The following is a 26,433-nucleotide window of genomic DNA, read 5'->3' on the forward strand; positions in this document are numbered from 1 at the left end:
TTATTTGGACTTGCCCTGGCTGGCCACAGCTTGCAAGGCCGCGGCGATGGCTTCCTGGTCACCCAGATAATAATGTTTAATTGGCTTCAGGTCGGCATCAAGTTCATATACCAGTGGCTGGCCATTTGGGATATTCAGGTTGACGATGTCGTCATCGCTGATACCGTCAAGCATCTTGATCAGGGCGCGCAGGCTGTTGCCATGGGCAGAGATCAGGATGCGTTTGCCAGCGCGTATGGCTGGTGCAATGCTGTCGTCCCAGGCTGGCATGACGCGGGCCACCGTGTCTTTCAGGCATTCTGTCAGCGGTATCTGGCTGCGGTCCAGGCCTGCATAGCGCGGATCGTTGAACGAGGTGCGGTCATCATCTTCTGCCAGCGGCAGAGGTGGCGTGTCGTAGCTGCGGCGCCATACCAGCACTTGCTCGTCGCCATATTTGGCTGCTGTCTCTGCCTTGTTCAAGCCTTGCAGCGCGCCGTAATGACGTTCATTCAGACGCCAGTCATGCATCACTGGCAACCACATCAAGTCCATTTCATCGAGTGTGCCCCACAGTGTACGAACCGCGCGCTTGAGTACCGAGGTATAAGCCAGGTCAAAAGTCAGGCCGGCTTCTTTCAATAGCTTGCCAGCCTGGGTAGCTTCTGCCACGCCTTTTCCTGTCAGATCGACATCAGTCCAGCCGGTAAAACGGTTGTCCAGATTCCAGGTAGATTCGCCGTGGCGCATTAAAACGATTTTGTACATAGTGTGCGAGAAGTAGGGATGAGTGATTTAGTATGCGATTGCGGCATCTATTTTATAATGACGCGCTTCTGATAACCATTTTTACTACTGGAATCCTGTGAATTTCATTCTTACCAACTACAATTATGTGTGGTTAGCCCTTGCCCTGATCAGCGGCGGCGCATTGTTAATACCTGCTTTACAAAGACGTGGTGCCAAGGTATCGCATTTTCAAGCCACACAATACATGAATCAGGGCAAGACCCTGGTGCTGGATGTGCGCAGCGCCGAGGAATTTGCTGCCGGACATTTGCCAAATGCCAAACATATCCCGCTGCCAGAGCTGAATGACCGTCTGAAAGAGATAGAAAAATCAAAAAGCAATGTGGTTATTACTGTCTGTGCTTCAGGTGTTCGTTCGTCCAGTGCTGCTGGTTTGCTCAGCAAAGCCGGTTTTACGCAGGTGTTCAGCCTTGACGGTGGTATAGATTCCTGGAAGTCGCAAGGCTTGCCAACAGTAAAGTAAAGCAGGAGAGCATCATGAAAGCCCATGTAGTCATGTATACCACAGCCGTGTGCCCCTATTGCACGATGGCAGAACGCCTGTTGAAATCCAAGGGTGTCGAAGAGATAGAAAAAATCCGTGTCGATCTTGAGCCCGGTGTGCGCGAAGCGATGATGAAAAAGACCGGCCGCCGCACCGTGCCGCAAATCTATGTAGATGACACACATGTGGGCGGCTTTGATGATCTGTCTGCCCTCGACAGGGCGGGTAAACTTGATCCTTTGCTGAATCCGGTTGATTAAAAGCAGGTTTTTGCCGGATTTTCTACGGGTTTTGCAGCAAAATTGCTGTTTTTGCAGACTACTTGCTACAATAGCGCGCTGCGATCTTGAAATGGCTGGAAACGGCCCTATCTGCCAGTCTCGCTGTTCATTATTAATCTTTTAGAATTTTAGAAAGTTTCACATGTCTGACGAAAATCTGCAGCCCGTATTCCAAATTCAACGCGTTTATCTGAAAGATTTGTCGCTTGAACAGCCAAATTCCCCAGCTATTTTCCTGGAACAAGAAGCCCCAGGCATCGAAGTTTCTGTCGATGTAGGCTCTGAAAAACTGGCTGATGGCATCTACGAAGCCACAGTAACAGTGACTGTTACTGCAAAAGTCGGCGAAAAAGTTGCTTTCCTGGTTGAAGGCAAACAAGCTGGTATTTTCGAAGCGCGCAATATCCCTGAAGATCAACTCGATCCTCTGCTGGGTATCGGCTGCCCTAACATCGTTTATCCATACCTGCGTTCCAACGTAGCAGATGCGATCACACGTGCTGGCTTCCCTCCTATCCATCTGTCAGAAATCAATTTCGAAGCGTTCTACGCGCAACGCCTGACACTGGCTGCTGAGCAGGCAAATGCCACTACTGAAGCACCTACGACTATTCAGTAATCTGCTTTATTACTACGGGCTTGATCCGGTTTTTGGCCGGGTCGGCTTGATGAAAGCTACCATGCGACGCTTGCTGACGCCTTTGCCTTTGTTGTTATTGATGCTACTTGCGAGTAGTGCGGCGCAGGCTTTGGAATTCCGTTCCGTCGGTGCTTCGCCGGTCATCTTGTACGATGCCCCGTCTGCCAAAGGTGCAAAACTGGCAGTGGCCCCGCGTGGCATGCCGCTGGAAGTGGTGTTTACTTCTGGTACCTGGAGCAAGGTAAGAGATGTCAGCGGTGAAATGAGCTGGGTTGAATCCAAGGATTTGATCACCCGCCGCAGCCTGGTAGTGCGGGCCGCGAATGCCAAAATCAGGGCAGCGGCAGACGAATCTGCGCCGCTGGTCTTTAGTGCCGACAAGCATGTCTTGCTGGAAATGGCCGAGCCCGCTGCTGGTGGTTGGGTCAAAGTGAAACACCGTGACGGCCAGTTAGGCTTTGTCAAAATCAATGAAGTCTGGGGCCTGTAGTGCTATAGTGCCTGGGCTGAATATATAGGCAGATGACAGTTTGCAAAAAAGGACAGCCTGCTGTCCTTTTTTTACATCTTCCCCGGTTATTAAAATAAGCAGGAGTCAGGGACAAGCATGAATATCAGCGTATTGGGCGCAGGTGCCTGGGGCACGGCCATGGCAATTGCCTTTGCTGCAAAAAACAATGTTTTGCTGTGGGGACGTAATCAGGCTGCGATGTCTGCCATGCAGACAAATAAGCAAAATAGTGATTATTTAAGTGGTTTCCCTTTTCCTGATAACTTGCAGGTGACGGCAGATTTTGCCGCTGCCATGGCACATGCCGCTGGCGCTGATGGCTTGCTGGTGATTGCCACCTCAGTCTCTGGTTTGCGTCCTACGCTGGAAGCCTGCCGTGCTTACCAGCCAAAAAACATTATCTGGCTATGCAAGGGCTTTGAAGAATCCACGCAGCTTTTGCCACACCAGGTAGCAGAGCAGGTGCTGGGGCAGGACACTGCCTTCGGTGCCCTGTCTGGCCCCTCGTTTGCACAGGAAGTAGCCAAAGGCTTGCCTTGTGCATTGACGATTGCCTCAAAGTCCGATGAACTCAGCAGCCTGGTGGTACAGGCCCTGCATGTGAATGCCATGCGGGTGTATTCCAGTGACGACATGGTTGGTGTTGAAGTCGGTGGTGCGGTCAAAAATATCCTGGCGATTGCGACTGGTGTGGCCGATGGCCTGGGCCTGGGCCTGAATGCGCGGGCCGCCCTGATCACCCGTGGCCTGGCAGAAATCAGCCGCCTGGGCGTTGCTCTTGGGGGACGTTCAGAAACCCTGATGGGCCTGACTGGTGTAGGTGATCTGATACTCACCTGTACCGGTGATTTATCGCGCAACCGCAAGGTCGGCCTGGCGCTGGCCCAGGGTAAATCCCTGGACGTCATAGTGCAGGAACTCGGCCATGTTGCTGAAGGCGTTCGTTGTGCGCAGGCAGTAAGGACGCTGGCTCAGCAACTGGGCATACAGATGCCAATTACCGATGCGGTGGCAGGTGTCTTGTTTGACGGGATTTCATTACAGGAAATGATCAGTCGCTTGCTGGCCAGGGATGCAAAACAGGAAACACATTAGGAAACGCATTAAGGAAACGTATTAGAACAGCTTAATAGCGCCGTCGGTATGCAGGCGAATGCAGGACGCGGTTGATGACTGTTTCAGGCACATGGTGCCTGCGCAAGAAATGCATGGCCTTGGCCAGCCCCAGTACTTCAAGATAGTGGATGCCGAGATCGACCATGAAGCGCGTCATCACATCACGCCTGCGCAAAGGCTGCTTGTGCATGTGTAGCATTTTCCGGCGTCTGCATCCTGCCATGATGCCATCTCCCTCGGTCTTCTGAATTTTGCTCAGTTTCAATAAACTCAGTGTAGAGCGACAAAGACCGGGCAAAGACAGGAATTAGGCAGTTTTGACATAGCTTAACAAAAAAGACCATGGCTAGCATGGTCTTTGTCTGCCCTTTGCCACATTCTGGCTGATTCCACAGGGCACTGGTATTGCTATTATTTTAAATCTGTCGCAGCCGTAAAGATGGCGAGCAAGTTCTCAAGACCCAACTGGTCTTCTGCATCGAAGCGTTTCAGGCGCGGGCTGTCGATATCAAAAACGCCATAAATCTCACCGTCCTTGATCAAAGGGATGACTATTTCAGAGTTGGATGCTGAATCACAGGCGATGTGTCCCGGGAATGCATGTACGTTTTCTACCAGCACGGTGCGACGTTCTGCTGCGGCTGTTCCGCATACTCCGCGTTTGAATGGGATACGGGTGCAGGCGACCTTGCCCTGGAATGGGCCGAGCAGCAGGTCATTCGGGAATTCTGCATCTGGCTTGCTGGCCGGTGCGCATAGATAAAATCCAGCCCAGTTCAAATCTGTGATGCTGCTGTAAATGAAGGCAGAAAACTGCGCGGCATTGGTAATCAGATTGCGTTCACCTTCGAGTACGCTGGCCAACTGGCGCGCCAGCATGGGGTAATCGGGTTTGTCGCTGGCAGCCGGTGTGCTAAACATGGATGTATTCCTGAAGGTTTAATTTTCTTGTTGTTCATCTGTACTGCTTGCAGTGTTTGCCGCAGCAGTAGCAGGGAGTGACAGAGATTTGGTATTTCTTTTCGCAGTCAGGTAATCAGGCAAGACTTTTCTTGCCTGATTAGCCCTGCCTTTGGCCGGGGCCGGGACTTGAGACGGCTCAACGCGGAACTGCATGCGTTGTCGTGTTGCGAGCGCCTTGTTAGCCATCTTGAATCCCGGATTAGGAATTGAAACTAAGATTAAAACTAAGATTAAAACTAAAATTACAGCACGTAGCGTGACAGATCTTCATTCACCGACAAGGCTTCCAGACGTTCATTGACGTATGCAGCGTCAATGGTGACTGTCTTGCCGCTATTCTGGTGAGCATCGAAAGAAATTTCTTCCAGCAGCTTTTCCATGACGGTGTAGAGACGGCGCGCTCCGATGTTTTCTGTCGTTTCATTGACAGAATAAGCGATGCCAGCCAGGCGTTCAACACCCTCAGGTGTGAAGTCTATCTGCACGTCTTCGGTTGCCAGCAAGGCCTGGTATTGACGTGTCAGGCAGGCATCGGTACCTGTCAGTATCCGTTCAAAATCAGCGATGGACAAAGACTCCAGTTCTACGCGGATAGGAAAACGGCCCTGCAACTCAGGTATCAGATCAGACGGCTTGGCCAGATGGAAAGCGCCAGACGCAATGAACAGGATATGGTCAGTCTTGACCATGCCGTACTTGGTATTCACGGTCGTGCCTTCTACCAGCGGCAGCAAGTCACGCTGCACACCAGCGCGTGAGACTTCTGCACCGCCAGTTTCTGAACGTGAGGCGATCTTGTCAATCTCATCGAGGAAGACGATGCCGTTTTGCTCTACATTGCGTATCGCATCCTGCTTCAGTTCTTCTTCGTTGACGAGTTTGCCCGCTTCTTCTTCTATCAGGAACTTCATCGCTTCCTTGATTTTCAGCTTGCGTGATTTCTTGCGGCCATTGCCCATGCCCGAGAACATCGTCTTGATCTGCTCGGTCATTTCTTCCATGCCCGGCGGTGCCATGATTTCCATATGGGTTACGCCTTCGGCCACTTCGATTTCAATTTCCTTGTCATCCATCGCACCTTCGCGCAGACGCTTGCGGAAAGTCTGGCGTGTCGTATTGTCAGGGGTTGCGACTTCGGTTTCACTTGGGTGAAAACCAAAATCGCGCGCCGGTGGCAACAGGATATCGAGTATGCGGTCTTCCGCCGCATCTTCAGCACGGGCGCGTACCTTGCGGGTGGCTGTCTCGCGGGTTTGCTTGATGCCGATATCGACGAGGTCGCGGATGATGGTATCAACATCGCGGCCCACATAACCAACTTCAGTGAATTTGGTCGCTTCGATTTTGATGAAGGGCGCATCCGCCAGTTTGGCCAGGCGACGGGCGATCTCGGTTTTACCTACGCCTGTCGGGCCTATCATCAGGATATTCTTGGGTGTGATTTCATGGCGCAGCGGTTCTTGCACCTGCTGACGGCGCCAGCGGTTACGCAGGGCGATGGCAACGGCGCGCTTGGCCTTGGACTGGCCAACTACATGTTTATCGAGTTCAGAGACGATCTCTTGCGGGGTCATGTTCATTGCGTATTCCAATTCATTCCAGTGTTTCTATGGTGTGCGACAAGTTGGTATAAATGCACAACTCACCAGCAATAGTCAGGGATTTTTTGACGATGTCGACAGGTGACAAGTCAGTATTTTCAAACAGGGCAATCGCAGCGGACTGGGCGAAAGTACCGCCAGAGCCTATCGCACCTATACCCTGGTTGGGTTCCAGCACATCACCATTGCCGGTAATCACCAGCGTGCTGTCTTTGTCTGCCACCAGCAACATGGCTTCCAGACGGCGCAGCATGCGGTCAGTGCGCCAGTCTTTTGCCAGTTCTACCGAGGCGCGCATCAGGTGGCCCTGGTGTTTTTCCAGCTTGGATTCAAAACGTTCTATTAATGTAAAAGCGTCAGCCGTGCCGCCAGCAAAACCGGCCAGCACCTTGTTGTGATACAGCTTGCGCACCTTGCGGGCAGTGCCCTTCATGACGATATTGCCCAGTGTCACCTGACCGTCGCCGCCCAGGGCAATCAGATTGCCGCGTCGCACCGTCAAGATCGTGGTGCCGTGAAATTGTTCCATATGAACCTCAAAAAATAGTGCCATTCCTGCACGCGAACATGGACCATGAGCGGGCAGTATAAGCAGGCCAAATTGCCTGATTCGTAGAAAATGGGGTGTTTTTTCTGAATTGCAAGCGTGAACAAACCACGTGTATATATGACAGCAAATGGGCGGGCAAAAGCCCACCTTGCTACAGTTTAGTGCTTGCGGGGGATGATGCTGGCGATGTTTTTCAGGCCCATGGCATTGAACAACATCATGACCAGATAATTGACGCCTTCAAAGCGTATATTCATGCCGGCTTTGCTGGCGATAGGTGCCAAGCCATTCAATAATTGCGCAGAGGCACCAAATTCCACACGTTCGAGACGGGTGCAATCAAGGATCAGCGGGTTGTGCTGTTCTGCCTGCATGGCAATATTGGAAATCAGGAATTCTGTCTTGCCTTCAACTACTTTAGGCATCATGTAGCGGTCAGACGCTTCTTCCTGCGCCGGAGCTTCAGGCAGGGCGCTGGTGACATTGTTCTTGGGCGCTTCAAACGATGGTGGCGACACTTCAAAAGTAATACAGTAATCCATACTGACTTCTTCGAAGGCTTGCTCAAAATGCAGTAATTGCAGGATTTCAAGCAATAACAGCCAAGGTGCTTCAGTTTCGTCGCGGCGGCCCACCAGCAAGATACTGCGGATTTTATCTGCCAGGTCTTTAGCACCCACCAGCAACAAATCGTGGCCGGATTTTTTCAGACCCTTGAGGGCGCGCAATAACAGGCCGCAACCTATGGGATCAACTTCCTTGACGCGGGAAAAATCCAGGCGCAGGCTTTTACTCTTGCCTGCTGCTATCTGCAATTTCTCAAGTGATTTGATGGTAGTGCTATCAAGCTTGGCCGGGAAGCTGACATTCGCTACGGTAGTGTCGCCCTGGGCTTCAGCATCATTGTCATTGGCAGTCTGGTTTTCTGGCCACAGTGGTGGCGAGGTTTCAAACTTGTTGGCGTAATCAAGCGACAGGCTTTCAAACTTGTGCTGGTCGTTCGTGATGCGGTACAAGTCAAACAGCATTTGCCAGCCAATTTCCGTGGCGCCACCAAGTTCGTGGTTATGTACGGCAGACGCCAGCATCTGTTCAGCAACTTCATTCTGGCCACTGGCAAACAGGATGGCTGCTTCTTCCAGTACTGGCACGGTTTCGCTATAGGCAAGGGCAGAGGCCGACATTTCTGAATTTTGCCCCAACAGATAATCTGTAGGCATCATCATCGGCAATGTGGTCTGGAATTCTACCGGCGGCGCTTTTCTTTCCAGCGGCTGGGTGGGGGCACCCAAATCGGTTTTGGTGATGGTCGGCGGACGGGTCTTGACGATGTCACGCGACATTTCAAATTCTATGGCGTCAATTTTTCTCTCGGTAGCACGGGCGATATGGCGCTGAGCAATAATCGAATTGCTAAAAACCTCACTGTCCTGGAAACCGCCAATGACGGTATTACCATTCTTGGAGCGCGTCTTTCTCGAAGAAGATTTCTCGGTGGAGCGATCTTCTTGCTTGACACCTTTTTTACCGAAAAGAGAAAAAATCCCCACTTTGTTCCCAAATAAGAATAGAAGCGCTGACCACCCGGTAGCGAATTTGACGAGTGCTTAGTATATTCTGATTTCCGTTCCAATGGTTGACTGGGCTCAACTAGTCCAGACAGTTTTTCTTGAAATGTTCTTTTAATTGCTACGCAAGATCGGTGAAAACCTTGCAAAAAAGCAGCTTTTTTGCAGGAAATGGGGGCGGATGCCGCCTCCCATACCTACAGCTTATGAATTAATAACCTAAACGTCAATTACATCTGCTTACATTTTTCTTGCAATTCTTAGCTGATTTTTTAACATTAAAAGCTGACACGCAGTCCTGCCAGTACGTTTCTGCCGGGCTGAGGCAAGGTTTCTTTCAAAACTGAAGTAGAAAGACGGATATCCTGATTCAGCAAATTCTTCGCCATCAGGAACCAGGTCAGCTGCATATTCTGATAAGGATGGGTATAAGTCAGGCTGGTATCGACCTTGGTATACGCCGGTGTAACAAAACCTTCAAAACTGGCCAGCCTGTCCTGACGCAGGGCATGCAAGACATCTACGCCAGCACGCCATGCACCAGTGCGGTAGCCAATGTCAAAACCGGTACGTGTGGCTGGTTGCAATGGCAGGTTGCCCATATTGTCGAGGCTGCCGCGTGAGTAATCTGCAAAAGCGCGGCCTGACCAGCCTTCGCCCAGCAGGTTGTAACTGATCTCGGCTTCACCACCACGTATGGTCGCAGATGCCTGCGACCAGTTGCGCAACGTAAATTCTGCGTCAGCATCAGGAATGCCTGCTTCATCTACCTTGATACCATTGGTATGGCCGTAGATGTAATTATTGACCTTGTTCAGGAAGGCATTGATCTTCCAGCGCAGCACGCCATGCGTCTTTTGTACGCTGAACTCCAGGTTACGCGAGGCTTCTTTTTTCATATCGGCATTGCCAATGTCAAAAGTGGCAGTCGATTCATGGGGGCCGGCTGAATACAATTCTTCTGTCGCCGGGGCACGTTGCGCCCATGACAGGCTCAGGCCCGCGCCATAAGATTTGTCGAATTGCCACAAGCCACCAACAGAAGCCGAGAATAAATTGAATTCACGCGCCTTCAGGCCTGTGCTTGCATCCGGTGTGCGCTTCACATTTTCAAAGCGCATACCTGTGCTGGCCATGACGTCGGCAATTTGCTTTTGCTCGACAAAGAACAGGGCAACTGAATTGGATTTGGTACTTGGTACCGTATCGGCGCGGCCAGTCGTGGCAGACAAGGCAGAGAATTTCACTTGTTCAGTCTGCAGACCCCAGCTACCTTGCCAGCCCGCCCAGGATGGGTGGGACAACAAAATGCGGCTTTCCAGCATCTGGTTCTTGAAGTCGGTGACGGGCGTACCGTCCTCGGCTTTTTCTGTGTGCTTATAGTCGGTGGCGCTGAATTTGTATTTCAGTGTATCGAAACCGCTCAATGGCGAATTGAGCAAACCATCAATGTCGAGGCGGTTTTGCTTCAAGTCGATGAAGGAGCGTTCTGCCGTTGGTATGCCATAGTGGTCATTCAGGGTTTGTACTGCAGCACCGACATAACCCCAGGACTGGATAACCGATGCACCCAAAGCCAGTGAAGATTCACGGGTGAAGCTGGATGGCACGCGGCCACCGCCTGAGCCCGGGTCGCTCAAAGAGATATTGCCTGGTATTTTATAGTTGCCCGTTTCACGGCTGGCGCCGTCTGCATGCAGGCCGATCACACCGCTGGAACCATCCAGCGAGAATGACAAACTCTTTTCTGAATTGACACTGCCGAAGCGCATTTCTCCTTCACCCGTCATTTTCTTGTTCAGGATAGTTGGTATGCGGTTGTCGATAACATTCACCAGGCCACCAATCGCACCACTGCCGTACAGCAAGGCGGCAGGGCCGCGCAAGACTTCGATCTGCTGGGCAGTCGCGCTTTCGCTGGCGACCGCATGATCATTCGACAGGCTCGATACGTCAGCCACACCCATGCCATTTTGCAGGATCTTGACACGTGGGCCTTCCAGGCCACGGATGATGGGGCGGGAGGCACCGGCACCAAAGCCGGATGCAGATACGCCGAGTTCGGCCCCCAGGGTGTCGCCCAATGAGGTGCCAACCTTGGCCCTGAGCTCTGGCCCTGACAATATCTTGGCCGGAGTGAGCACTTGCATATTCTCGTCCGAGCTGATCGGGTTGGAAGTGACGGTAACTGTATTGATGGTGCCAGATGCGGAGTCGCTGGTGGAGCTTGTCTGGGCATATGCCTGCGAGGCGGGTGTCAGTACAGGCGTCAAAAGTGCCAGCACTGCGCTGGTGATCAGAGTGCGTTGAAAAACCATGTTATTTCCTGTTTGCAATGTAAACCAAAGGGTGGCGCGCAATGAGCGGCGACCTTCCTGATGCAAAAAATACATCAGGAAAATATGATAGCCAGAGCACCACGAGGGTGTTCTGGCGCTGGTCAGGCAAACAGGGAAGGTGGGGCGCGGGAAGAGAAAGGAACTTGCAGCAGGGCATGCCAGCTCAGCATTGCAGGGTTGGGGCCGACGATAGCCTTGCCAGCCAGCAGTTTTATGGCATCTGGTATATGTTGCAGGAATTCGGCAGCACTGACGGCATCGTACAAGGCGCAGGAGTGCAGGGTATTGCCATTCTCATCCTTGCTGCCAGACTGGAAAAGGAAAGAGCCCAGTTGTGCCGTTTGTGGCAAGCCACCAGTGACTACCTGGCTGCCGGCACCACCTGCATGTGAGATACGATGTGCCAGCCCCAGCCATTGCGTAAATAACAGCGCAGGCAGCAGAACACACAGCAACCATCGTTTGCTGTTTTTCATGCTGATCTGGGTGGGGCGTAACATCTTGGGATTACATTTCCAGTGAATGCCGGGTCAAATGAATACCGGGTCAAATTCAGGTCAAAAATTAATCAATATCTGTAGCAAAAAACCGACAATACACCCGCATTATGACAGCCGGATGGCATGGTCTTGCATGACTTGGAAACAATTATCTGATAAAAGTTCAATCGCATGCAACATGGTTGCATTCAATTCCAATAAAAAAGCGCGCAGTTGCCACCGCACGCTTTTGCGAATCAGAAGCGCTGGAGATTGATGCTAAAGCTCAGTCACCGTACAGCTTTTGTTTCATTTCACGTCTTTGCTGTGCTTCCAGCGACAGGGTCGCTGTTGGACGCGCCAGCAGGCGTGGTACACCAATTGGTTCACCGGTTTCTTCGCACCAGCCGTAATCGCCTTCATCAATACTATTGATGGATTGCTGTACTTTTTTCAGCAATTTGCGTTCACGATCGCGGGTGCGCAATTCCAGCGCATGTTCTTCCTCTATCGTGGCACGGTCTGCCGGGTCTGGTACTAATACGGTTTCACGAAGATGCTCGGTGGTTTCGTCGGCGTTCTTCAATAAATCCTTCTCAAGCTGCTGCAAACGGGCCTTGAAAAATGCCAGTTGTGCAGCGTTCATATAGTCCTTCTCGCCCATCTTGAGGATTTCTTCCTCTGTGAGCAGAGCTTCGGGTGCGCTGACTGTAGCAGTCGATTTAGATGATTTAGTTGCCACTTCGCTAACTTTCGATACGACGGGTTAATACATAGAACAAATCTGAAACAACATTTGTCCCAGACAATTATCCTCCCCTTATTGATAAAGTAAATGACATTTGCATGAATGCCACTTGCACGACAGACAAGGTCTGACTTCAATAGCCCGCTAGTTTATACCAAACAATGCTCCAAACCTTGAATAAATATGTCTTTAGGTAAATTTTTGCCAATAAATACCATCTTGCTTTCACGCAATTCGTTTTCTCCCCACTTGGCACCCACATCAGTTCCCATGATTTGATGCACACCCTGGAAAATGACTTTGCGGTCTGCGCCTTCCATCAGTAATACGCCTTTATAGCGCAACATGCGCGGGCCAAAGACTTGCACCAGGCCACCGAGGAATTCATCAAGTTGCCCGGTATTGAAAGGGCGCGTGCTCTTGAACACAAACGCGGCGATATCGTCAGAATGATGGGCGTGATGGTGGTTATGTACCTGCGGGGCATGGTCACCGTGCTCGCCATGATCTTTATAATGATGGTGTTCATGCGTGCAATCTTCGGCGCAAGCCTCGTGCTCATGATCATGTTCGTGCTCAGCTTCTTCCGCACGCAGGAAGTCGGGATCGAGATCCAGCTTGGCATTCAGGTTGAAGCCTTTCAGGTCCAGCACTTCGCTGATGGCAATCTTGCCAAAATCGACAGCGCTGATCGGTGCACGCGGGTTCATGCGGGTCAGGCGGGCGCGCAGTGCGGCTACCGCTTCGGCATCAACCAGATCAGTTTTCGATAACAGGATTTTGTCGGCAAAGCCAACCTGGCGCTGGGCTTCTTCATGTTCATCAAGCTGCTGCATGCCATGGCGCGCATCAACCACCGTGACCACCGCATCAAGCATGTAATAAGTGCCGACTTCTTCATCGACAAAAAAAGTCTGAGCTACTGGGCCAGGGTTGGCCAGGCCTGTGGTTTCTATGATCACGCGGTCAAAACTCAGTTTGCCTTCATTCTTTTGCTGTATCAGTTTGCTCAACGCGACGATCAGATCGCCACGCACCGTGCAACAGACACAGCCATTATTCATTTCTACGATTTGTTCATTGCTGTCCTGCACCAGGATTTCATTGTCTATGTTCTCCTGGCCAAATTCATTTTCGATAACGGCAATCTTGTGGCCGTGATCTTCCTGCAGAATGCGGTTCAGCAGCGTGGTTTTGCCCGCGCCCAAAAAGCCGGTCAGGATAGTGGTAGGGATTAATGCCATGATTTTCTCTAGTACTTTAATACGATTGGTCTGCGGATTTACGTAAGCTCGCTTATTTAGCGCAGTCTGCGCACCAGCCTTTGATGGTCAGCTCTATGTCATGACTTTTAAAACCGCGTCCCAGCGTGGTCTGCAAGGTTGCCTGCAATTGCTCACGTAAGCCAGGTGGTTGTTTGGCGTCATCCAGACAAAATACCCTGGCGCAGCGCGTGCATTTGAAATGCCCATGCTGATGCTGTGCCGGATGATCCTTGTTGCCCGCAGTCTCACTGCCTGTGCTGTATCTGAACACCCTGTCATCGCCAGAGATTTTATGTGCCAGCCCGGCATCAGTCAGGCAATCCAGTGCGCGGTACAGGGTAACCCTATCCATGTCAGGCAGGGCATCCTGCACTTCCAGGTGCGACAGTGCGCGCTGGCTGGACAAGAGTTCAGACAAGACATTCAGGCGTGCATCAGTCACACGCACGCCAGCTCCCGACAGCAGGATAGAGGCTGCGCCCTGATGATGGGCAGTTGTGGCAGGTTTGGCTCGGGTAGAGGGTGATTTCATAGTCATTCCATCGTTTGCTGGCAGGCGTAAGAGCATGCTGCTTACGGTCCAAGTACAGTTTAAGTACGGTGTACGTGCTGTCTCTCGTCTGCTTTCTATATGTGCTTATTATGCCTCAAAAATGCAATTCAGTTGCAAAAGTGTTGACCAGCGATGCCGTAATTGAGCAGGGCGGGATTTGTGCAAAGAATTTTCCGGCCAGGAGTAGCAAGCGATTTGGGTGTTTGGCGCACGTGTTGTAAAGAAAAAATCCCGCGTTTCACTTGCCTGTCACATTCACTTCTTATACTCCTGCCCGAACTTGCCCATACTCATAGCAAGGTTTTAATCGCAAATTCAGGCGCGTAATTGGTGACCTTCAGTCTCCGGTTGGCTCATTTTGTCGCAATCAACTTTTGGAATTCGAATCATGTCAGATCAACCTCAAGCCGGTCGCCGTCAGGCACTTAAATTCCTTGCTGGCGCTCCTTTGCTGCCGCTGGGCGCGTTTTCCACGGCCTCATTGCTGAGTGCATGTGGCGGTAGCTCGACAGCAGCAGCGCCTGCGACGGTAACGCCAGTCGCAGCGAATTTTGTTGGCGCAGAATTTACTGCGATGCCAGCACCATCTCTGGCAAACGCTGCAGCAATGGCGACCACGACCGTGGGTTCTACATTGAGCGTCAATTTCAGCGACAATAGCTCACAAACTTTCAAACTGGCTTACCAGCCTTTCTTCCTGACTGGTGACCTGGTGCCAAATGGCAGCGGCGGCACTATCCTGGCTGGCGGCTACTACGATATCAATAACAAGCCTATCATCGACAAGACTGTGGCTGGCAAAGAACGCCAGTTCTTCTCGGATTCTCCTGATGGCACATCCCTGCTGGCAGTGGCAAACCCTACAGTCACAGGTATCAAAGGCAAGGCAGTATTCGCTGTTGTGCAGTTTGAATACACGACCTGGGCGCAAGATGGCACGACAGACATGTATGGCAAACTGCCTTCTCCTATCGCTGTACTGACACTGGATCAAGACCAGGCTACTGGCAAACTGTCCCTGGTGAAATACCATAATGTTGACATGTCCAAGGTCAATGGCCTGTGGATCACTTGTGGTGCGAGTCTGTCGCCTTGGGGCACGCATTTGTCGAGTGAAGAATACGAACCGGATGCATTCACCATCTCTACCAATACTCAGTTCAAAGCCTACAGTACCAATCTGTTTGGCGATGAAAACAAGGCCAATCCTTACCACTATGGCCACATGCCAGAAATCACTGTCAACCCTGACGGTACTGGTACAGCGAAAAAACACTATTGCATGGGCCGTCTGTCGCATGAGCTGGTACAAGTCATGCCTGATAACCGTACCGCACTGATGGGTGATGATGCCACTAACGGTGCTATCTTCATTTTCGTGGCCGACAAAGAAAAAGACCTGTCTTCCGGTTCCCTGTATGTTGCAAAAATCGGTGCTGGTTTCTCTATCGACCCAGCTGCTGCCGGTGCTGCTCTGACCTGGATCAAGCTCGGCTCTGCCACAAGTGCAGAAATCGAAGCCATGGCAAACACCCTGAAGCCTGCCGACATCATGGAAGTGGCAACAGCCGATCCTAAAGATGCGACCTTCACCAAGATTTACTTCAGTGGCAAAGTGCAGTGGATCAAGATCAAACCAGGCATGGAAAAAGCAGCCGCCTTCCTGGAAACCCACCGTTACGCAGCTTACATGGGTGGCAGCATGGCCCTGACCAAGCTCGAAGGTACGACAGTCAATGCCAAAGACAAGATCGCTTACTCTGCTTTGCAAAACATGCAAAGCTCCATGGTGCGTGGCAATGCCGCCTGGAATGAAGCCTTTGGTGTGACGCTGGAAAAAGCCGTGAATGCCGGCGCAGTATTGGCCCACACCCTTGCTGGAGGCCAGAAAGATACTGCCGGTGCTGCCATCAACAGCGACTGGGTACCAACCGTAACCAAGACCCTGCTGATCGGTGAAGATATCACTGCTGATGCGCTGGGTAACCTGGCTAATCCAGACAAGATCGGTGCACCTGACAATCTGAAGTTCTCAGAAAAACTGCGTACCCTGTTCATTGGTGAAGACAGCAGCTACCATGTGAATAACTTCCTGTGGGCTTATAACGTCGATACCAAGAAACTGTCACGTGTTGCCTCCATGCCTTCCGGTGCTGAAGCGACTGGCTTGTCAGTGGTGGATGACTTGAATGGCTGGACTTACATCACCAGCAACTTCCAGCACGCAGGTGACTGGCTGGCTATCCACTCCATCGTCAAACCTACGCTGGACCCATTGGTACGCGCCAACTACAAAGACCGTTTCGCTTCTGCCGTTGGTTACCTGACGGCCGATGTCAGCAGCGTCAAGCTGGCCAAGGCATAAATAATTAAGTCCTGTTATTGATGTAGGGAAAAAGCAGCGGAGTCGCTGCTTTTTCTTTTTGGGCGCTAAGTTATAGAGAGGCCTGTAAGTGTGTTTGTCACTGAGCTCCGAACTGAGCTTATAGCTGAGCTTACAACTGAGTTTGTAACCGAAATTGTAACTGAGTATCACTACCCACTTTCCAGAAATATCCTGTGCTACATTAACAAGCTATTGTTGAAAAACTCATTTTCCAGGAGCCTCGGATATCATGTATATCATGCACAAAGCGCTGAAATCATCCCTGCTAATTCTGTCCCTGCTTCTGTTCCTGCTTCTGTCCACATCAATCAGTCCTCTGGCCTTTGCGGCAACAGATCCTGCTCATGAAAAAGTATTTACGACGGATGCGCCAAATGCCAAGGACCACCCTCTGACCGGGCGTTACCAGGGCTCCAGCATCATGCTGCAGACGCGCAAGGCATTTGATGAAATTTCTTTCCCGGTTGGGCCTGCAACTGAGCCGGACTACAGCAGCAATAAAAAATTCTCCAAGTTGCTAAAAGCTGAGGGTACAGTGACCCGCACTGTCTATATGGTGCCCAAAGGGCGCTCTTCGCTGGAAGTGTTTCGCAATTTCACTGATAACCTGGCCAGCAAAGGCTTCAAGCCTGTTTTTCAGTGCGATAGCGATAGCTGTGGCCCATCCTTCAAAAGCCTGAAATACAACTGGAATGACGTTCGTACTCATGTGCAGGGCGAGGGTTACGACGTTACCCGCAACCGTTTTGTACAGGCCGTATTTGATGGTGCCAAGGATATCCGTTATGCCTTGCTGCAAAAAGGCGCAGGTGCAGCGACGACTTATGTGGGTGTATATGCCGCACTCAATTCTGGTGGCACCATGGGTGATCTTACTGACAGCATGAGCGACCGTGTGTCTGTGCTGGTCGAAGTGCTGGAACCAAAAGCCATGGAACAGAATATAGTCACCGTCGATGCCGATGCCATCAGCAAGGAGTTGGCAGCGAATGGTGCAGTCAGTTTTTATGGCCTGTATTTTGATACCGACAAAGCCATCATCAAACCAGAATCCAAACCGCAACTGGATCAAATGGCGAAATACCTGAAAGCCAATACCGCAGCAGTATATATCGTTGGCCATACCGACACTCAGGGTGTGCTTGACTACAATATGACACTGTCAGGCAAGCGTGCTCAGGCGGTGGTCGATGCTCTCAAAGGCTATGGCATTGCCGATGCGCGTCTGATCGCCAAAGGTGTAGGCCCACTGGCACCGCGTGCTTCCAATGCGGCAGATGCTGGGCGTGCCAAAAACAGGCGTGTAGAAATGGTGTTACGTTAAACTAATTACCGCTTATTTCTTGGCACGTGGATGCGTCTGGTCATAGACCTTGGCCAGATGCTGGAAATCCAGCGAGGTATACACCTGGGTCGCCGCAATAGAGCTGTGGCCCAGCATTTCTTGCACGGCACGCAAGTCGCCGGAAGATTGCAAGACATGTGAAGCAAATGAATGCCGCAACATGTGGGGATGCACATTCGCCGGTATATCTAGGCTTTGTGCATGCGCCTTAAGGCGCAGTTGTATCAGGCGAGTGGAAATGCGGGTGCCGCGTTCTGTTAAAAACAGTGGGTGCGGGTCAGCCTTGACCAGGCTTGCGCGTATCGCCAGCCAGTCATGCAAGGCAGCCAGCGCGGGTTTGCCTACAGGGACTATGCGTTGCTTGCCACCTTTACCGGTGACGCGGACTTCGGCTTCTTGCATATCTACCCAGCCCGCCGAGCTATAGCCGGACTCTGTAACAGCCGCGACATCCAGGCTGGCCAGCTCAGATACCCGTAAACCACTGGAATACAAGAGTTCAAACATCGCACGGTTGGCGCGTGCGGTAGGCTGGTCGCCACCCTTGTGGGCCACCAGGCGCACCGCATCGTCTGCTCCCAGGGCTTTGGGCAAGGGCTTGCTTTTCTTGGGGGCGCGCACGCCTTCGACCGGGTTGGCGGCCAGATCACGTTCTTCTGTCAGCCAGCGATAAAAGCCGCGCCAGCTCGACAGTTTGCGTGCAATGCTGCGGGCGTTTTGTCCACCCGCATGCATTTGTGTGGCGAAGCGGCGTATGTGATGGGTAGTCAGGCTGGCCAGATCGGTTTTCCCGGCCTGATCAGCGAGCTTGATGAGCTCGCGTAAATCCAGCAGGTAACTGTCCAGCGTGTGTGGTGATAATTGTCTTTGACTACGCAAGACTTCCAGATAAAGGCTCAGATAATCGTCTTGCGCATTCATGTACGGCTTACTTAGATATCGACCAGGCAGCTCAGCGCAGCGCTACTGGTGTCGGCAATCTTGCTGAGGAAATCCGTTGCCATGTCCTTGGTATAGCGGTTAGGGTCGGGTGAGCCCAGTACCAGTAAACCAAAAGTCGGGCCATTGCCAGACAAACGCAGGGGCAGCATGGCCAGTGACTCAACCGGCTGCTCTGTCTCTATCCAGCCCGCTGCTTCAAAATCATGGTTCTTGCCGCAATAAGGCGTGGTCAGGCCCTTGGCAAACAACTGTGCATCATCGCTGGTGGTACTGGCAAACCAGGTATGGGCAAAATCCTCAGCCACACCCCACAGGCGCAGGGTGGCATGTGGCAGGTTGAAGATATCCTGCAAACCCTGGGTCAGTACATGGGGTAAATCGACATCATTGCGGGCCAGCAGCAGGGCGCGCGTCCAGGTCTGGAACTTTTGGCTGATGTCATGGTTTTCTTCGGCGATGCGCAGCAAATCTGCCATGCGCAATTCCAGGCTGCGATATTTTTCGCGTACGACCTCCATTTGCCTTTCCTGCAAGGAAATGGCACGCCCCATGACAGGGCTGGTCAGTTTGATGGAACCCAGCAATTCTGCATGTTCTTCAAAAAAATGCGGATGCTGTATCAGGTAGGTGGCGATATCAGTGGAATTCATTATGTTTCTGTTAAATTAATTTCGCCTTCAAAGACGGTCACTGCCGGACCGCTGAGGAATACTGGCTGGCCCTCGCCCTCCCAGGCGATGGAAAGTTCACCACCGCGCATGCTGACACGTACCGGGCTATCCAGCAAGCCCCGGCGCAGGCCAGCCACAGCGGCGGCACAGGCACCAGTACCACAGGCCAGGGTTTCACCGGCACCACGTTCAAACACGCGCAGCCGTATGTGCTGGCGATCCACAACCTCCATGAAGCCAGCATTGACGCGGCGCGGGAAGCGGGGGTGGTGCTCTATCAGCGGGCCATCGACAGCGACCGGGAAGTCATCGACCGAGGCTACCACCTGCACTGCATGTGGATTGCCCATGGAAACGGCAGAAATCCAGACCTGTTTGCCATTGATGTCCAGTGGCCACAAGCTGTCATGCCCTTCAGGCCTGGATTCCAGACCTTCGGCATTGAATGGTACCTGCGCTGCTTCCAGTATTGGTGCGCCCATATTGACCGTGATATTGCCGTCTTCGCCCATGGTCGGTTCTATGACGCCGGACATGGTCTGCACCTGTATGGTCGATTTGTCCGTCAGGCCTTTTTCTATGACAAACTGCACAAAAGCTCGTGAGCCATTGCCACATTGTTCGACCTCGCCACCATCGGCGTTATAGATGCGGTAGCGAAAATCGACGTCCTGGCTTTCAGGGCGTTCAACTACCAGGATCTGGTCTGCACCGATGCCAAAGCGGCGGTCAGCAATTTGCCGCCACTGCGCAGGCGTGAAATTGATGTGCTGGTTAATCGCATCGATAACGACAAAGTCATTACCGGCGCCATGCATTTTGGTGAATTTGAGTTTCATGCTGTGATTATAGCCTCAGACAGCATTGGCCATGGCATTCCATGCCTTACTCGACCTGATACACGCCACAGCCCAGCACCAGATTGTCCTCGACCGCTTCTATATAAGAGGTTTTTGCTTCCGTCTTTTTTGAAACAGGGTTGACGATGGTGTAATTGATCCAGCCACCGCTTGCTGGCAGGGCAAAAGCATCCCTTACCAGCTTGCGGCCATCCAGGCCATCGACATGGAACAGATTGACCTTGAGTTTGGCCGCATTGCCGGCAAAAGCCAGGTATTGGCCATTACGGTCAAAGGCAAACACATACATGTCGCGGTCGGCATATAGCTTGTCGGCATTGGCTGTGATGATTTGCAAGGCCGGTCTGCCTCTGGATTGATACACCGCCACGGCTTTCTTGACCAGCACATAAGCCTCGTCTGCTGTACCTTGCAATAATTTAAAGGCAGATGCCGCCCTGGTCAGGGCATGGGCCTTGTCTTCCAGGCTGATGGACGCATGTTTGGCCTGCTCTGCCATCTGTGCATTGCTCTGGGTGATTTCATCCAGATGGCGCAGGGCTTCAGAGATTTGCGACAGGCCATTGCTTTGTTCACTGGAGGCAACAGAGATGGCATTGATATTATTTGCCAGATCGCGGATGCCGCCGACTATCTCAGTCAGTGTCATGTTGACATTGCTGATCTGATTCACGCCCTGATCCACCCTTTGTACAGAATCATCAATCAAACGTCTGATCTGGCGTGCAGAGTCAGCACTGCGTTGTGCCAGGCTGCGTACCTCGCTGGCGACTACGGCAAAACCACGGCCATGCTCGCCCGCGCGCGAAGCTTCAACCGCTGCATTCAGGGCGAGGATATCGGTCTGGAAAGAAATGCCATCAATCAGGCTGACGATTTCCTGCACCTTGCGGGCGCTCTGGTGTATGCCATTCATGGAGTCAACGGCGGCACGCATGTCGTCGCCGGTGGATTCTGTGATCAGGCGCAGGTTTGCTGCCAGGTTATCGACTGCCCTGGCGCTGTCTGCATTTTTTTTGACTGTATCGGCCAGGTCATCGACACTGGCTGATGTTTCTTCCAGGCTCGATGCCTGTTGCTCGGTCCTGACGGTCAGGTCATTGATATTGGTCGCCAGGCCTTCGCCCAGTTGTGCCACCATGCTGGCATTGCTGCGTACATTCGCCACCAGTTTGGACAAATTGCCATTCATGGCTTCCAGCAAATTACCGGTTTTTGCCAGCTCATCCTTGCCTATGATGCGTATGTGATTGGTCAGGTCACCGGCAGCAACAGAATGTGCCGCACGCCCTACCTGATTCAGGGCAGACATGAAGCCACGGTAAAACCCTAATGCCAGATAGCAACTGAGGATGACAATAAGGCCAGTGCCCAGGCTGACCAGGTTTTGATACAAGTCCATCTGGCTGCTGCGGTCTCTTAATATACCTGTCAGTTTGGCCTGCATCTGGGTTTGCAATGCCAGGGTTTTCTCTATTGCTTGCGTGCCTTGGGCAAAATAGGCACTGGCATCCCCATTGATACTTTCTGCCAGCAGGTTTTTCCTCGCAAGCGCGGCAAAAGTCTGCGATGCTTCAAAGGCTGCCGGTTCTGTGGTGCTGACATCGACACCAGCACGTTTCATCGCCTCATCAAGGTCAGCTACGCTATTCATGGCTACCTGCAAGGCATCAAGGCGCGAGATCACGCCCGCTTTTTCCGGGAATTCCATGGCCCCTGTCTTGATATAGCTGGCACCCAGGCCGCGCAGCAACGCCATATGTTCTATCCACACTGGTATCTTGCGTACAGAGATATCCAGCAAAAGGAAGTTGGCGCTTTGGGTATCTGTCAGCAGGCCGGTTTTTTCGCTGAGCAGTGCAGAAAATTGCAGGCTTTGCCTGATCAGGCGGCTGTGCTGGGCGACATTGTCTTTGACATTAGCGGCAGTCTGGCCCGCGGCCAGTTGTTGCAATTCATCTGCCGTGGTTTTCCATGAGCTTTGCAAAGCCAGGTTTGTATTGCTGCTTAAAAATTGATCAAGCTGGCCCATGCTATTTTTTAATTCAGCCCTTGTTTTTACCAAATCCTCATCGAGATTGTCACCAGAGAGTTTGAGATTAACCTGGCCGCGATGCTTTTGGGTCTGGATCAGCACCTTCATGAGCAAGCTATTGGCCTCTACTCCCAGCAGGCCGTTGTGGGCATTGGCGGCATCTGCCCGTATCTGGGTCATTGCCAGGCTGGCAAAAAACAACAGAGGCAGCAACAAAAGCATGAAGATGCCCAACAGTTTTGTACGCAAACTGAGTTTGCCCATCAATACTGTACAGGGGTGCATGATCCTGTTTATCAGTGTAGCCTCGTTTCCAGACATGATTTTCCTTGTCTACAAAGTGCCTGCGCCAGAAGTGATCCGGAGTGTGATTTAGACTGTAATTCAGACTGTAATCTATTGTCCCAGATTCCCATCATCCTTACGATACAAATTAAATGCAAAAAAAGCAAATACTTGCCTGAGAAAAATTAACCAGTACACTTTGCTAAAGTGTCAGTCATACTGTACTGGTCTCTTTGTGCGGCACTGTCCATTGGGACTGGCAATACAGCGTGTTAATGTGCGACCCATATCATGGTAGCTTGAACTTGCTCATCCCTTACAAAGTCAAGCTACACTAAAAAAGTATATGATTCACTCACAAGGTGATTCTGTTTTGTTGCGCACACCATTGCCCAAACGATAAAAAGCACGGAGACCCCATGAACGCACCGCTAAAAGCCGAGCAGCAGGCGCTGATCGACAACAATATTTCCCTCGACGATAAATTCACGCTGGAGCGCGGCCGCGCCTTCATGACCGGCACCCAGGCCCTGATACGCCTGATGATGTTGCAGCGCCAGGCCGATGAAAAAGCAGGCCTCAATACTGGCGGCTATATCAGCGGTTATCGTGGCTCACCTTTGGGTAACGTCGATTTGACTGCTGCCAAGGCAAAAAAACATCTGGCCAAACATCATGTCAAATTTCACCCCGGCGTGAATGAAGACCTGGCAGCTACGACAGTCTGGGGTACGCAACAGGTGAATATGTTCCCTGGTGCTAAATATGATGGCGTGTTTGCCATGTGGTATGGCAAAGGCCCCGGTGTCGATCGTTGTGGCGACGTGTTCAAACATGCGAATCTTGCAGGTACATCCAAACATGGCGGTGTATTGGTCGTGGCCGGTGATGACCACGCCGCCAAGTCTTCTACTGCAGCGCATCAGAGTGAACATATCCTCAAAGCCTGTGGTATTCCGGTCTTGTATCCATCTACCGTGCAAGAGTATCTGGATTATGGCCTGCATGGCATCGCCATGTCGCGTTATACCGGCCTGTGGGTGTCGATGAAATGCGTGACTGATATTGTTGAATCCGGTGCTGTGGTTGATATCGATCCAGACCGTGTGCAACCCATCATTCCAGCAGATTTTGTCTTGCCCGCCGATGGCGTGAACATACGCACACCAGACCCGGTGCTGGCGCAAGAAATCCGCATGAATAACTATAAATGGTATGCGGCGCTGGCCTATGCGCGTGCCAACAAGCTCAATAAAATTATCTGGGACAGCCCGGTTGCCAAGATAGGCATCATCACTGCCGGTAAATCCTACCTCGACACCCGTCAGGCACTGGCCGACCTGGGTATCGATGAACAAGTCGCCAAGGACATAGGCATACGCCTGTACAAGATAGGCCTGACCTGGCCGCTGGAATCTGAAGGTGTGCGTGAATTTGCCACCGGTCTGGAAGAAATCCTGGTGGTGGAAGAAAAACGCCAGATCCTCGAATATGCACTGAAAGAAGAACTATATAACTGGGAAGACAAAGTACGCCCACGCGTAGTTGGCAAGTTTGATGACAGTGGCGAATGGAGCAACCTGCATGGCTCTGGCCATGGCGAATGGCTGCTGCCAGCGACTTATGAATTGAACCCGGCACAAATTGCACGTGCGATTGCTTCCCGCATCAGCCGTTACTTCGCTGGTCACCCGGTAGAGCAACGCGTCAAAGAACGTGTAGCTTATCTGGAAGCCAAGGAATCCATGCTGAATGTGATCTCCAAGCCTGATCCTAATAAAGACCGTGTACCGCATTTCTGTTCCGGTTGTCCGCATAACACTTCCACCAAAGTACCTGAAGGTAGTCGCGCCCTGGCCGGTATCGGTTGCCATTACATGGTCACCTGGATGGACCGCGAAACCTCGACCTTCACCCACATGGGTGCAGAAGGCGTGACCTGGGTAGGCCAGGCACCATTCACGACCGAGAACCATGTGTTCTGTAATCTGGGTGATGGTACTTACTATCACTCGGGTTTGCTGGCGATACGCGCTGCGGTATCCGGCGAAGTTAATATCACTTACAAAATCCTGTTCAATGATGCTGTTGCCATGACGGGCGGCCAGGAATTCGATGGCCCGCTGGACCCTGGCATGATCTCGCGCCAGATCGCTGCTGAAGGCGTGGGCCCGATTATCGTCGTCACTGACGAACCAGAGAAATATGGCGCGAATTATCCATGGGCTGCCGGTGTCACCGTGCGCCACCGTAGCGAACTCGATGCCGTGCAACGCGAATTGCGCGTGGCCAAGGGCGTCTCGGCGATGATTTATGACCAGACCTGTGCTTCGGAAAAACGCCGCCGCAGGAAAAAGATAGACAAGGATGGCAAACCTGGCTTCCCTGACCCTGCCAAACGTGCAGTCATCAATGAAGCAGTGTGTGAAGGTTGTGGCGATTGCTCAGTGCAATCCAACTGCCTGTCAGTAGAGCCGCTGGAAACCGAATTCGGTCGCAAGCGCCAGATCAACCAGTCTTCCTGTAACAAGGACTTTTCCTGCGTTACAGGTTTTTGCCCCAGCTTTGTTACCGTAGAAGGCGGCAAACTCAAGAAACCGGCAAAAACCAAGATAGAACCAGGCAATGCACTCGACGTGAATGCACTGCCTTATCCAGCCCTGCCTGATACCAAAACACCTTTCGGTGTACTGGTCACTGGCGTTGGTGGTACCGGCGTCATCACCATCGGCCAGATCATGGCGATGGCTGCGCATTTGCAGGGCAAAGCCTGTTCCGTGCTGGACATGACAGGTCTGGCACAAAAAGGTGGCGCGGTCATGTCACATGTGCGACTGGCTGACCATGCGGATGACATACAATCAACACGCGTAGGTACAGGCATGGCTGATCTGGTCATAGGCTGTGACCTCATCGTGACGGCAGGCAAGGATGCGCTGTCACGTATGGGGGAGGGGCGCACCCATGCGGCCATCAATGCCAATGGTTCGCCAACCTCCACCTTCATCAAGAACCCGAACTGGCAATTCCCGGCTGAATCAGCCGAAGGCGATATCCGCAAAGCCTGCGGTGCCGACCGTGTCGATCTGATCGATGCCGCCTCAATAGCCACGGCCTTGATGGGTGACAATATTGCGACGAATATGTTCATCCTCGGTTATTCCTGGCAAAAAGGCTGGGTACCACTAGAAGAAGTCGCCCTGATGCGCGCGATTGAACTCAATGGTGTATCTATCGACTTCAACAAACAAGCATTCAACTGGGGCCGTCTGGCTGCGCATGACCTGGCAGCTGTACAACGTCTGGTGACACCGGCACAAGTCATTGAACTGAAACGCGCTCCTACGCTGGATGACACCATCAACAAGCGCGTGGCTTTCCTGACCGATTACCAGGATGCCGCTTACGCCAGCCAGTACAGTGAGTTTGTTGCGCAAGTCAAAACAGCAGAAAGTAAACTCGTCGATGGCAACAAGCCTTTGCGCCTGACAGAAGCGGTCGCCAAATATCTGTTCAAACTGATGGCGTACAAAGACGAATATGAAGTCGCACGCCTGTACACTGACGGCAAGTTCCAAAAGAAAATTGCCGACATGTTCGAAGGTGATTACGCCATCAACTTCCACCTCGCGCCGCCATTGCTGGCCAAGCGCGATGACAAGGGCCATTTGATCAAGCAGCAGTTTGGCCCATGGATGATGAAAGCTTTTGGCGTACTGGCCAAGTTCAAGTCCCTGCGTGGCGGCACATTTGATATCTTCGGTTACACCGAAGAGCGCAGGATGGAACGCGCCTTACCGGTCGAGTATAAACAAACCCTGAACAAATTGCTGCCTTCGCTGAATGCAGATAATTTGTCCAAGGCAGTAGCGATAGCCAGCATCCCAGAAGACATACGCGGTTATGGTCATGTCAAGGAAAGGTATTTCAAAGCCGCCAAGGCCAAGGAAGCAACACTGATTGCAGAGTTTAATACTGCACAGTCTGCGCAAAAAGCTGCCTGATATTTTTCATTTCAGGTC

The 26,433-nt window shown here is 52.0% G+C and carries 24 protein-coding genes; 8 read left to right on the forward strand and 16 right to left on the reverse strand.

The features are described 5' to 3' along the window. A complete protein-coding gene (gpmA, locus tag ACO0LL_RS06435) occupies window positions 1-747 on the reverse strand; it encodes a 2,3-diphosphoglycerate-dependent phosphoglycerate mutase (RefSeq protein WP_422950061.1) in 747 nt (248 codons plus the stop codon). A gap of 97 nt (window positions 748-844) precedes the next feature. Here gpmA and ACO0LL_RS06440 point away from each other — a divergent pair, with 97 nt between their 5' ends. The 5 genes from ACO0LL_RS06440 to ACO0LL_RS06460 all read left to right on the forward strand — a co-directional run bounded on the left by ACO0LL_RS06440 (window position 845) and on the right by ACO0LL_RS06460 (window position 3,800). Next, the gene (locus tag ACO0LL_RS06440) at window positions 845-1,252 is read left to right on the forward strand and encodes a rhodanese-like domain-containing protein (protein ID WP_162043741.1); all 408 of its coding nucleotides are present in this window, start codon (window positions 845-847) and stop codon (window positions 1,250-1,252) included. A 14-nt stretch (window positions 1,253-1,266) separates the two neighbouring features. Continuing rightward, window positions 1,267-1,533: a glutaredoxin 3 gene (gene grxC, locus ACO0LL_RS06445; RefSeq protein WP_162061134.1), complete on the forward strand. Its 267-nt coding sequence runs from the start codon at window positions 1,267-1,269 to the stop codon at window positions 1,531-1,533. Window positions 1,534-1,696: 163 nt separating this feature from the next. Then, a complete protein-coding gene (secB, locus tag ACO0LL_RS06450; RefSeq protein ID WP_422950062.1) occupies window positions 1,697-2,173 on the forward strand; it encodes a protein-export chaperone SecB in 477 nt (158 codons plus the stop codon). Between the two features lie 61 nt (window positions 2,174-2,234). Beyond that, window positions 2,235-2,684 carry an SH3 domain-containing protein gene (locus tag ACO0LL_RS06455; protein WP_422950354.1) on the forward strand — a complete coding sequence of 150 codons (450 nt, stop codon included), beginning with the start codon at window positions 2,235-2,237 and terminating at the stop codon, window positions 2,682-2,684. A gap of 117 nt (window positions 2,685-2,801) precedes the next feature. Next, window positions 2,802-3,800, forward strand: a complete 999-nt coding sequence (locus tag ACO0LL_RS06460) for an NAD(P)H-dependent glycerol-3-phosphate dehydrogenase (protein ID WP_422950063.1) — start codon at window positions 2,802-2,804, stop codon at window positions 3,798-3,800. A gap of 31 nt (window positions 3,801-3,831) precedes the next feature. On the opposite strand, the gene ACO0LL_RS06465 is transcribed toward ACO0LL_RS06460, so the two are convergent. From ACO0LL_RS06465 to ACO0LL_RS06515, 11 genes are all read right to left on the reverse strand, one after another. Then, window positions 3,832-4,011, reverse strand: a complete 180-nt coding sequence (locus tag ACO0LL_RS06465) for a hypothetical protein (RefSeq protein ID WP_422950064.1) — start codon at window positions 4,009-4,011, stop codon at window positions 3,832-3,834. A gap of 221 nt (window positions 4,012-4,232) precedes the next feature. Further along, the gene (locus ACO0LL_RS06470; protein ID WP_422950065.1) at window positions 4,233-4,742 is read right to left on the reverse strand and encodes a GAF domain-containing protein; all 510 of its coding nucleotides are present in this window, start codon (window positions 4,740-4,742) and stop codon (window positions 4,233-4,235) included. 18 nt (window positions 4,743-4,760) lie between these two features. Beyond that, window positions 4,761-4,970 carry a hypothetical protein gene (locus tag ACO0LL_RS06475; RefSeq protein WP_422950066.1) on the reverse strand — a complete coding sequence of 70 codons (210 nt, stop codon included), beginning with the start codon at window positions 4,968-4,970 and terminating at the stop codon, window positions 4,761-4,763. A gap of 56 nt (window positions 4,971-5,026) precedes the next feature. Next, window positions 5,027-6,364, reverse strand: coding sequence for an ATP-dependent protease ATPase subunit HslU (gene hslU / locus ACO0LL_RS06480; RefSeq protein WP_422950067.1), 1,338 nt, complete (start codon window positions 6,362-6,364; stop codon window positions 5,027-5,029). Window positions 6,365-6,377: 13 nt separating this feature from the next. Continuing rightward, window positions 6,378-6,914, reverse strand: coding sequence for an ATP-dependent protease subunit HslV (hslV, locus tag ACO0LL_RS06485; protein WP_422950068.1), 537 nt, complete (start codon window positions 6,912-6,914; stop codon window positions 6,378-6,380). A 179-nt stretch (window positions 6,915-7,093) separates the two neighbouring features. Continuing rightward, on the reverse strand, window positions 7,094-8,485 hold the full coding sequence (locus tag ACO0LL_RS06490) for a hypothetical protein (protein WP_422950069.1): 1,392 nt from the start codon (window positions 8,483-8,485) through the stop codon (window positions 7,094-7,096). A 296-nt stretch (window positions 8,486-8,781) separates the two neighbouring features. After that, window positions 8,782-10,821: a TonB-dependent receptor gene (locus ACO0LL_RS06495; protein WP_422950070.1), complete on the reverse strand. Its 2,040-nt coding sequence runs from the start codon at window positions 10,819-10,821 to the stop codon at window positions 8,782-8,784. A 122-nt stretch (window positions 10,822-10,943) separates the two neighbouring features. Next, on the reverse strand, window positions 10,944-11,342 hold the full coding sequence (locus ACO0LL_RS06500; protein WP_422950071.1) for a hypothetical protein: 399 nt from the start codon (window positions 11,340-11,342) through the stop codon (window positions 10,944-10,946). A 265-nt stretch (window positions 11,343-11,607) separates the two neighbouring features. Continuing rightward, window positions 11,608-12,012: an RNA polymerase-binding protein DksA gene (gene dksA, locus ACO0LL_RS06505; RefSeq protein ID WP_110256573.1), complete on the reverse strand. Its 405-nt coding sequence runs from the start codon at window positions 12,010-12,012 to the stop codon at window positions 11,608-11,610. Between the two features lie 206 nt (window positions 12,013-12,218). Beyond that, the gene (locus ACO0LL_RS06510) at window positions 12,219-13,313 is read right to left on the reverse strand and encodes a CobW family GTP-binding protein (protein WP_422950072.1); all 1,095 of its coding nucleotides are present in this window, start codon (window positions 13,311-13,313) and stop codon (window positions 12,219-12,221) included. Between the two features lie 52 nt (window positions 13,314-13,365). After that, window positions 13,366-13,866: a Fur family transcriptional regulator gene (locus tag ACO0LL_RS06515; protein ID WP_422950073.1), complete on the reverse strand. Its 501-nt coding sequence runs from the start codon at window positions 13,864-13,866 to the stop codon at window positions 13,366-13,368. A gap of 409 nt (window positions 13,867-14,275) precedes the next feature. On the opposite strand from ACO0LL_RS06515, the gene ACO0LL_RS06520 reads away from it, so the two are divergent. Further along, complete coding sequence (locus tag ACO0LL_RS06520) at window positions 14,276-16,252, forward strand: PhoX family protein (RefSeq protein WP_422950074.1); 1,977 nt, start codon at window positions 14,276-14,278, stop codon at window positions 16,250-16,252. A 250-nt stretch (window positions 16,253-16,502) separates the two neighbouring features. Beyond that, window positions 16,503-17,597, forward strand: coding sequence for an OmpA family protein (locus tag ACO0LL_RS06525; protein WP_422950075.1), 1,095 nt, complete (start codon window positions 16,503-16,505; stop codon window positions 17,595-17,597). A gap of 12 nt (window positions 17,598-17,609) precedes the next feature. Here ACO0LL_RS06525 and xerC read toward each other — a convergent pair whose 3' ends face one another. From xerC to ACO0LL_RS06545, 4 genes are read right to left on the reverse strand one after another with little or no spacing between them, the layout of a single operon-like run. Then, on the reverse strand, window positions 17,610-18,539 hold the full coding sequence (gene xerC / locus ACO0LL_RS06530; protein ID WP_422950076.1) for a tyrosine recombinase XerC: 930 nt from the start codon (window positions 18,537-18,539) through the stop codon (window positions 17,610-17,612). An 11-nt stretch (window positions 18,540-18,550) separates the two neighbouring features. Continuing rightward, window positions 18,551-19,210, reverse strand: a complete 660-nt coding sequence (locus ACO0LL_RS06535) for a DUF484 family protein (protein ID WP_422950077.1) — start codon at window positions 19,208-19,210, stop codon at window positions 18,551-18,553. After that, the gene (gene dapF / locus ACO0LL_RS06540; protein ID WP_422950078.1) at window positions 19,210-20,070 is read right to left on the reverse strand and encodes a diaminopimelate epimerase; all 861 of its coding nucleotides are present in this window, start codon (window positions 20,068-20,070) and stop codon (window positions 19,210-19,212) included. The genes ACO0LL_RS06535 and dapF overlap by 1 nt, the downstream gene beginning before the upstream one ends. Window positions 20,071-20,116: 46 nt before the next feature. Next, window positions 20,117-22,411, reverse strand: a complete 2,295-nt coding sequence (locus tag ACO0LL_RS06545; protein WP_422950079.1) for a methyl-accepting chemotaxis protein — start codon at window positions 22,409-22,411, stop codon at window positions 20,117-20,119. 419 nt (window positions 22,412-22,830) lie between these two features. Between ACO0LL_RS06545 and ACO0LL_RS06550 the strand changes: the two genes are divergently transcribed. Then, window positions 22,831-26,415 (forward strand): indolepyruvate ferredoxin oxidoreductase family protein, encoded by a 3,585-nt coding sequence (locus ACO0LL_RS06550; protein ID WP_422950080.1) that lies wholly within the window; start codon window positions 22,831-22,833, stop codon window positions 26,413-26,415. Window positions 26,416-26,433: the final 18 nt, after the last annotated feature.

This window comes from Undibacterium sp. TC4M20W (assembly GCF_049340245.1).
Classification (GTDB): Bacteria; Pseudomonadota; Gammaproteobacteria; order Burkholderiales; family Burkholderiaceae_D; genus Undibacterium.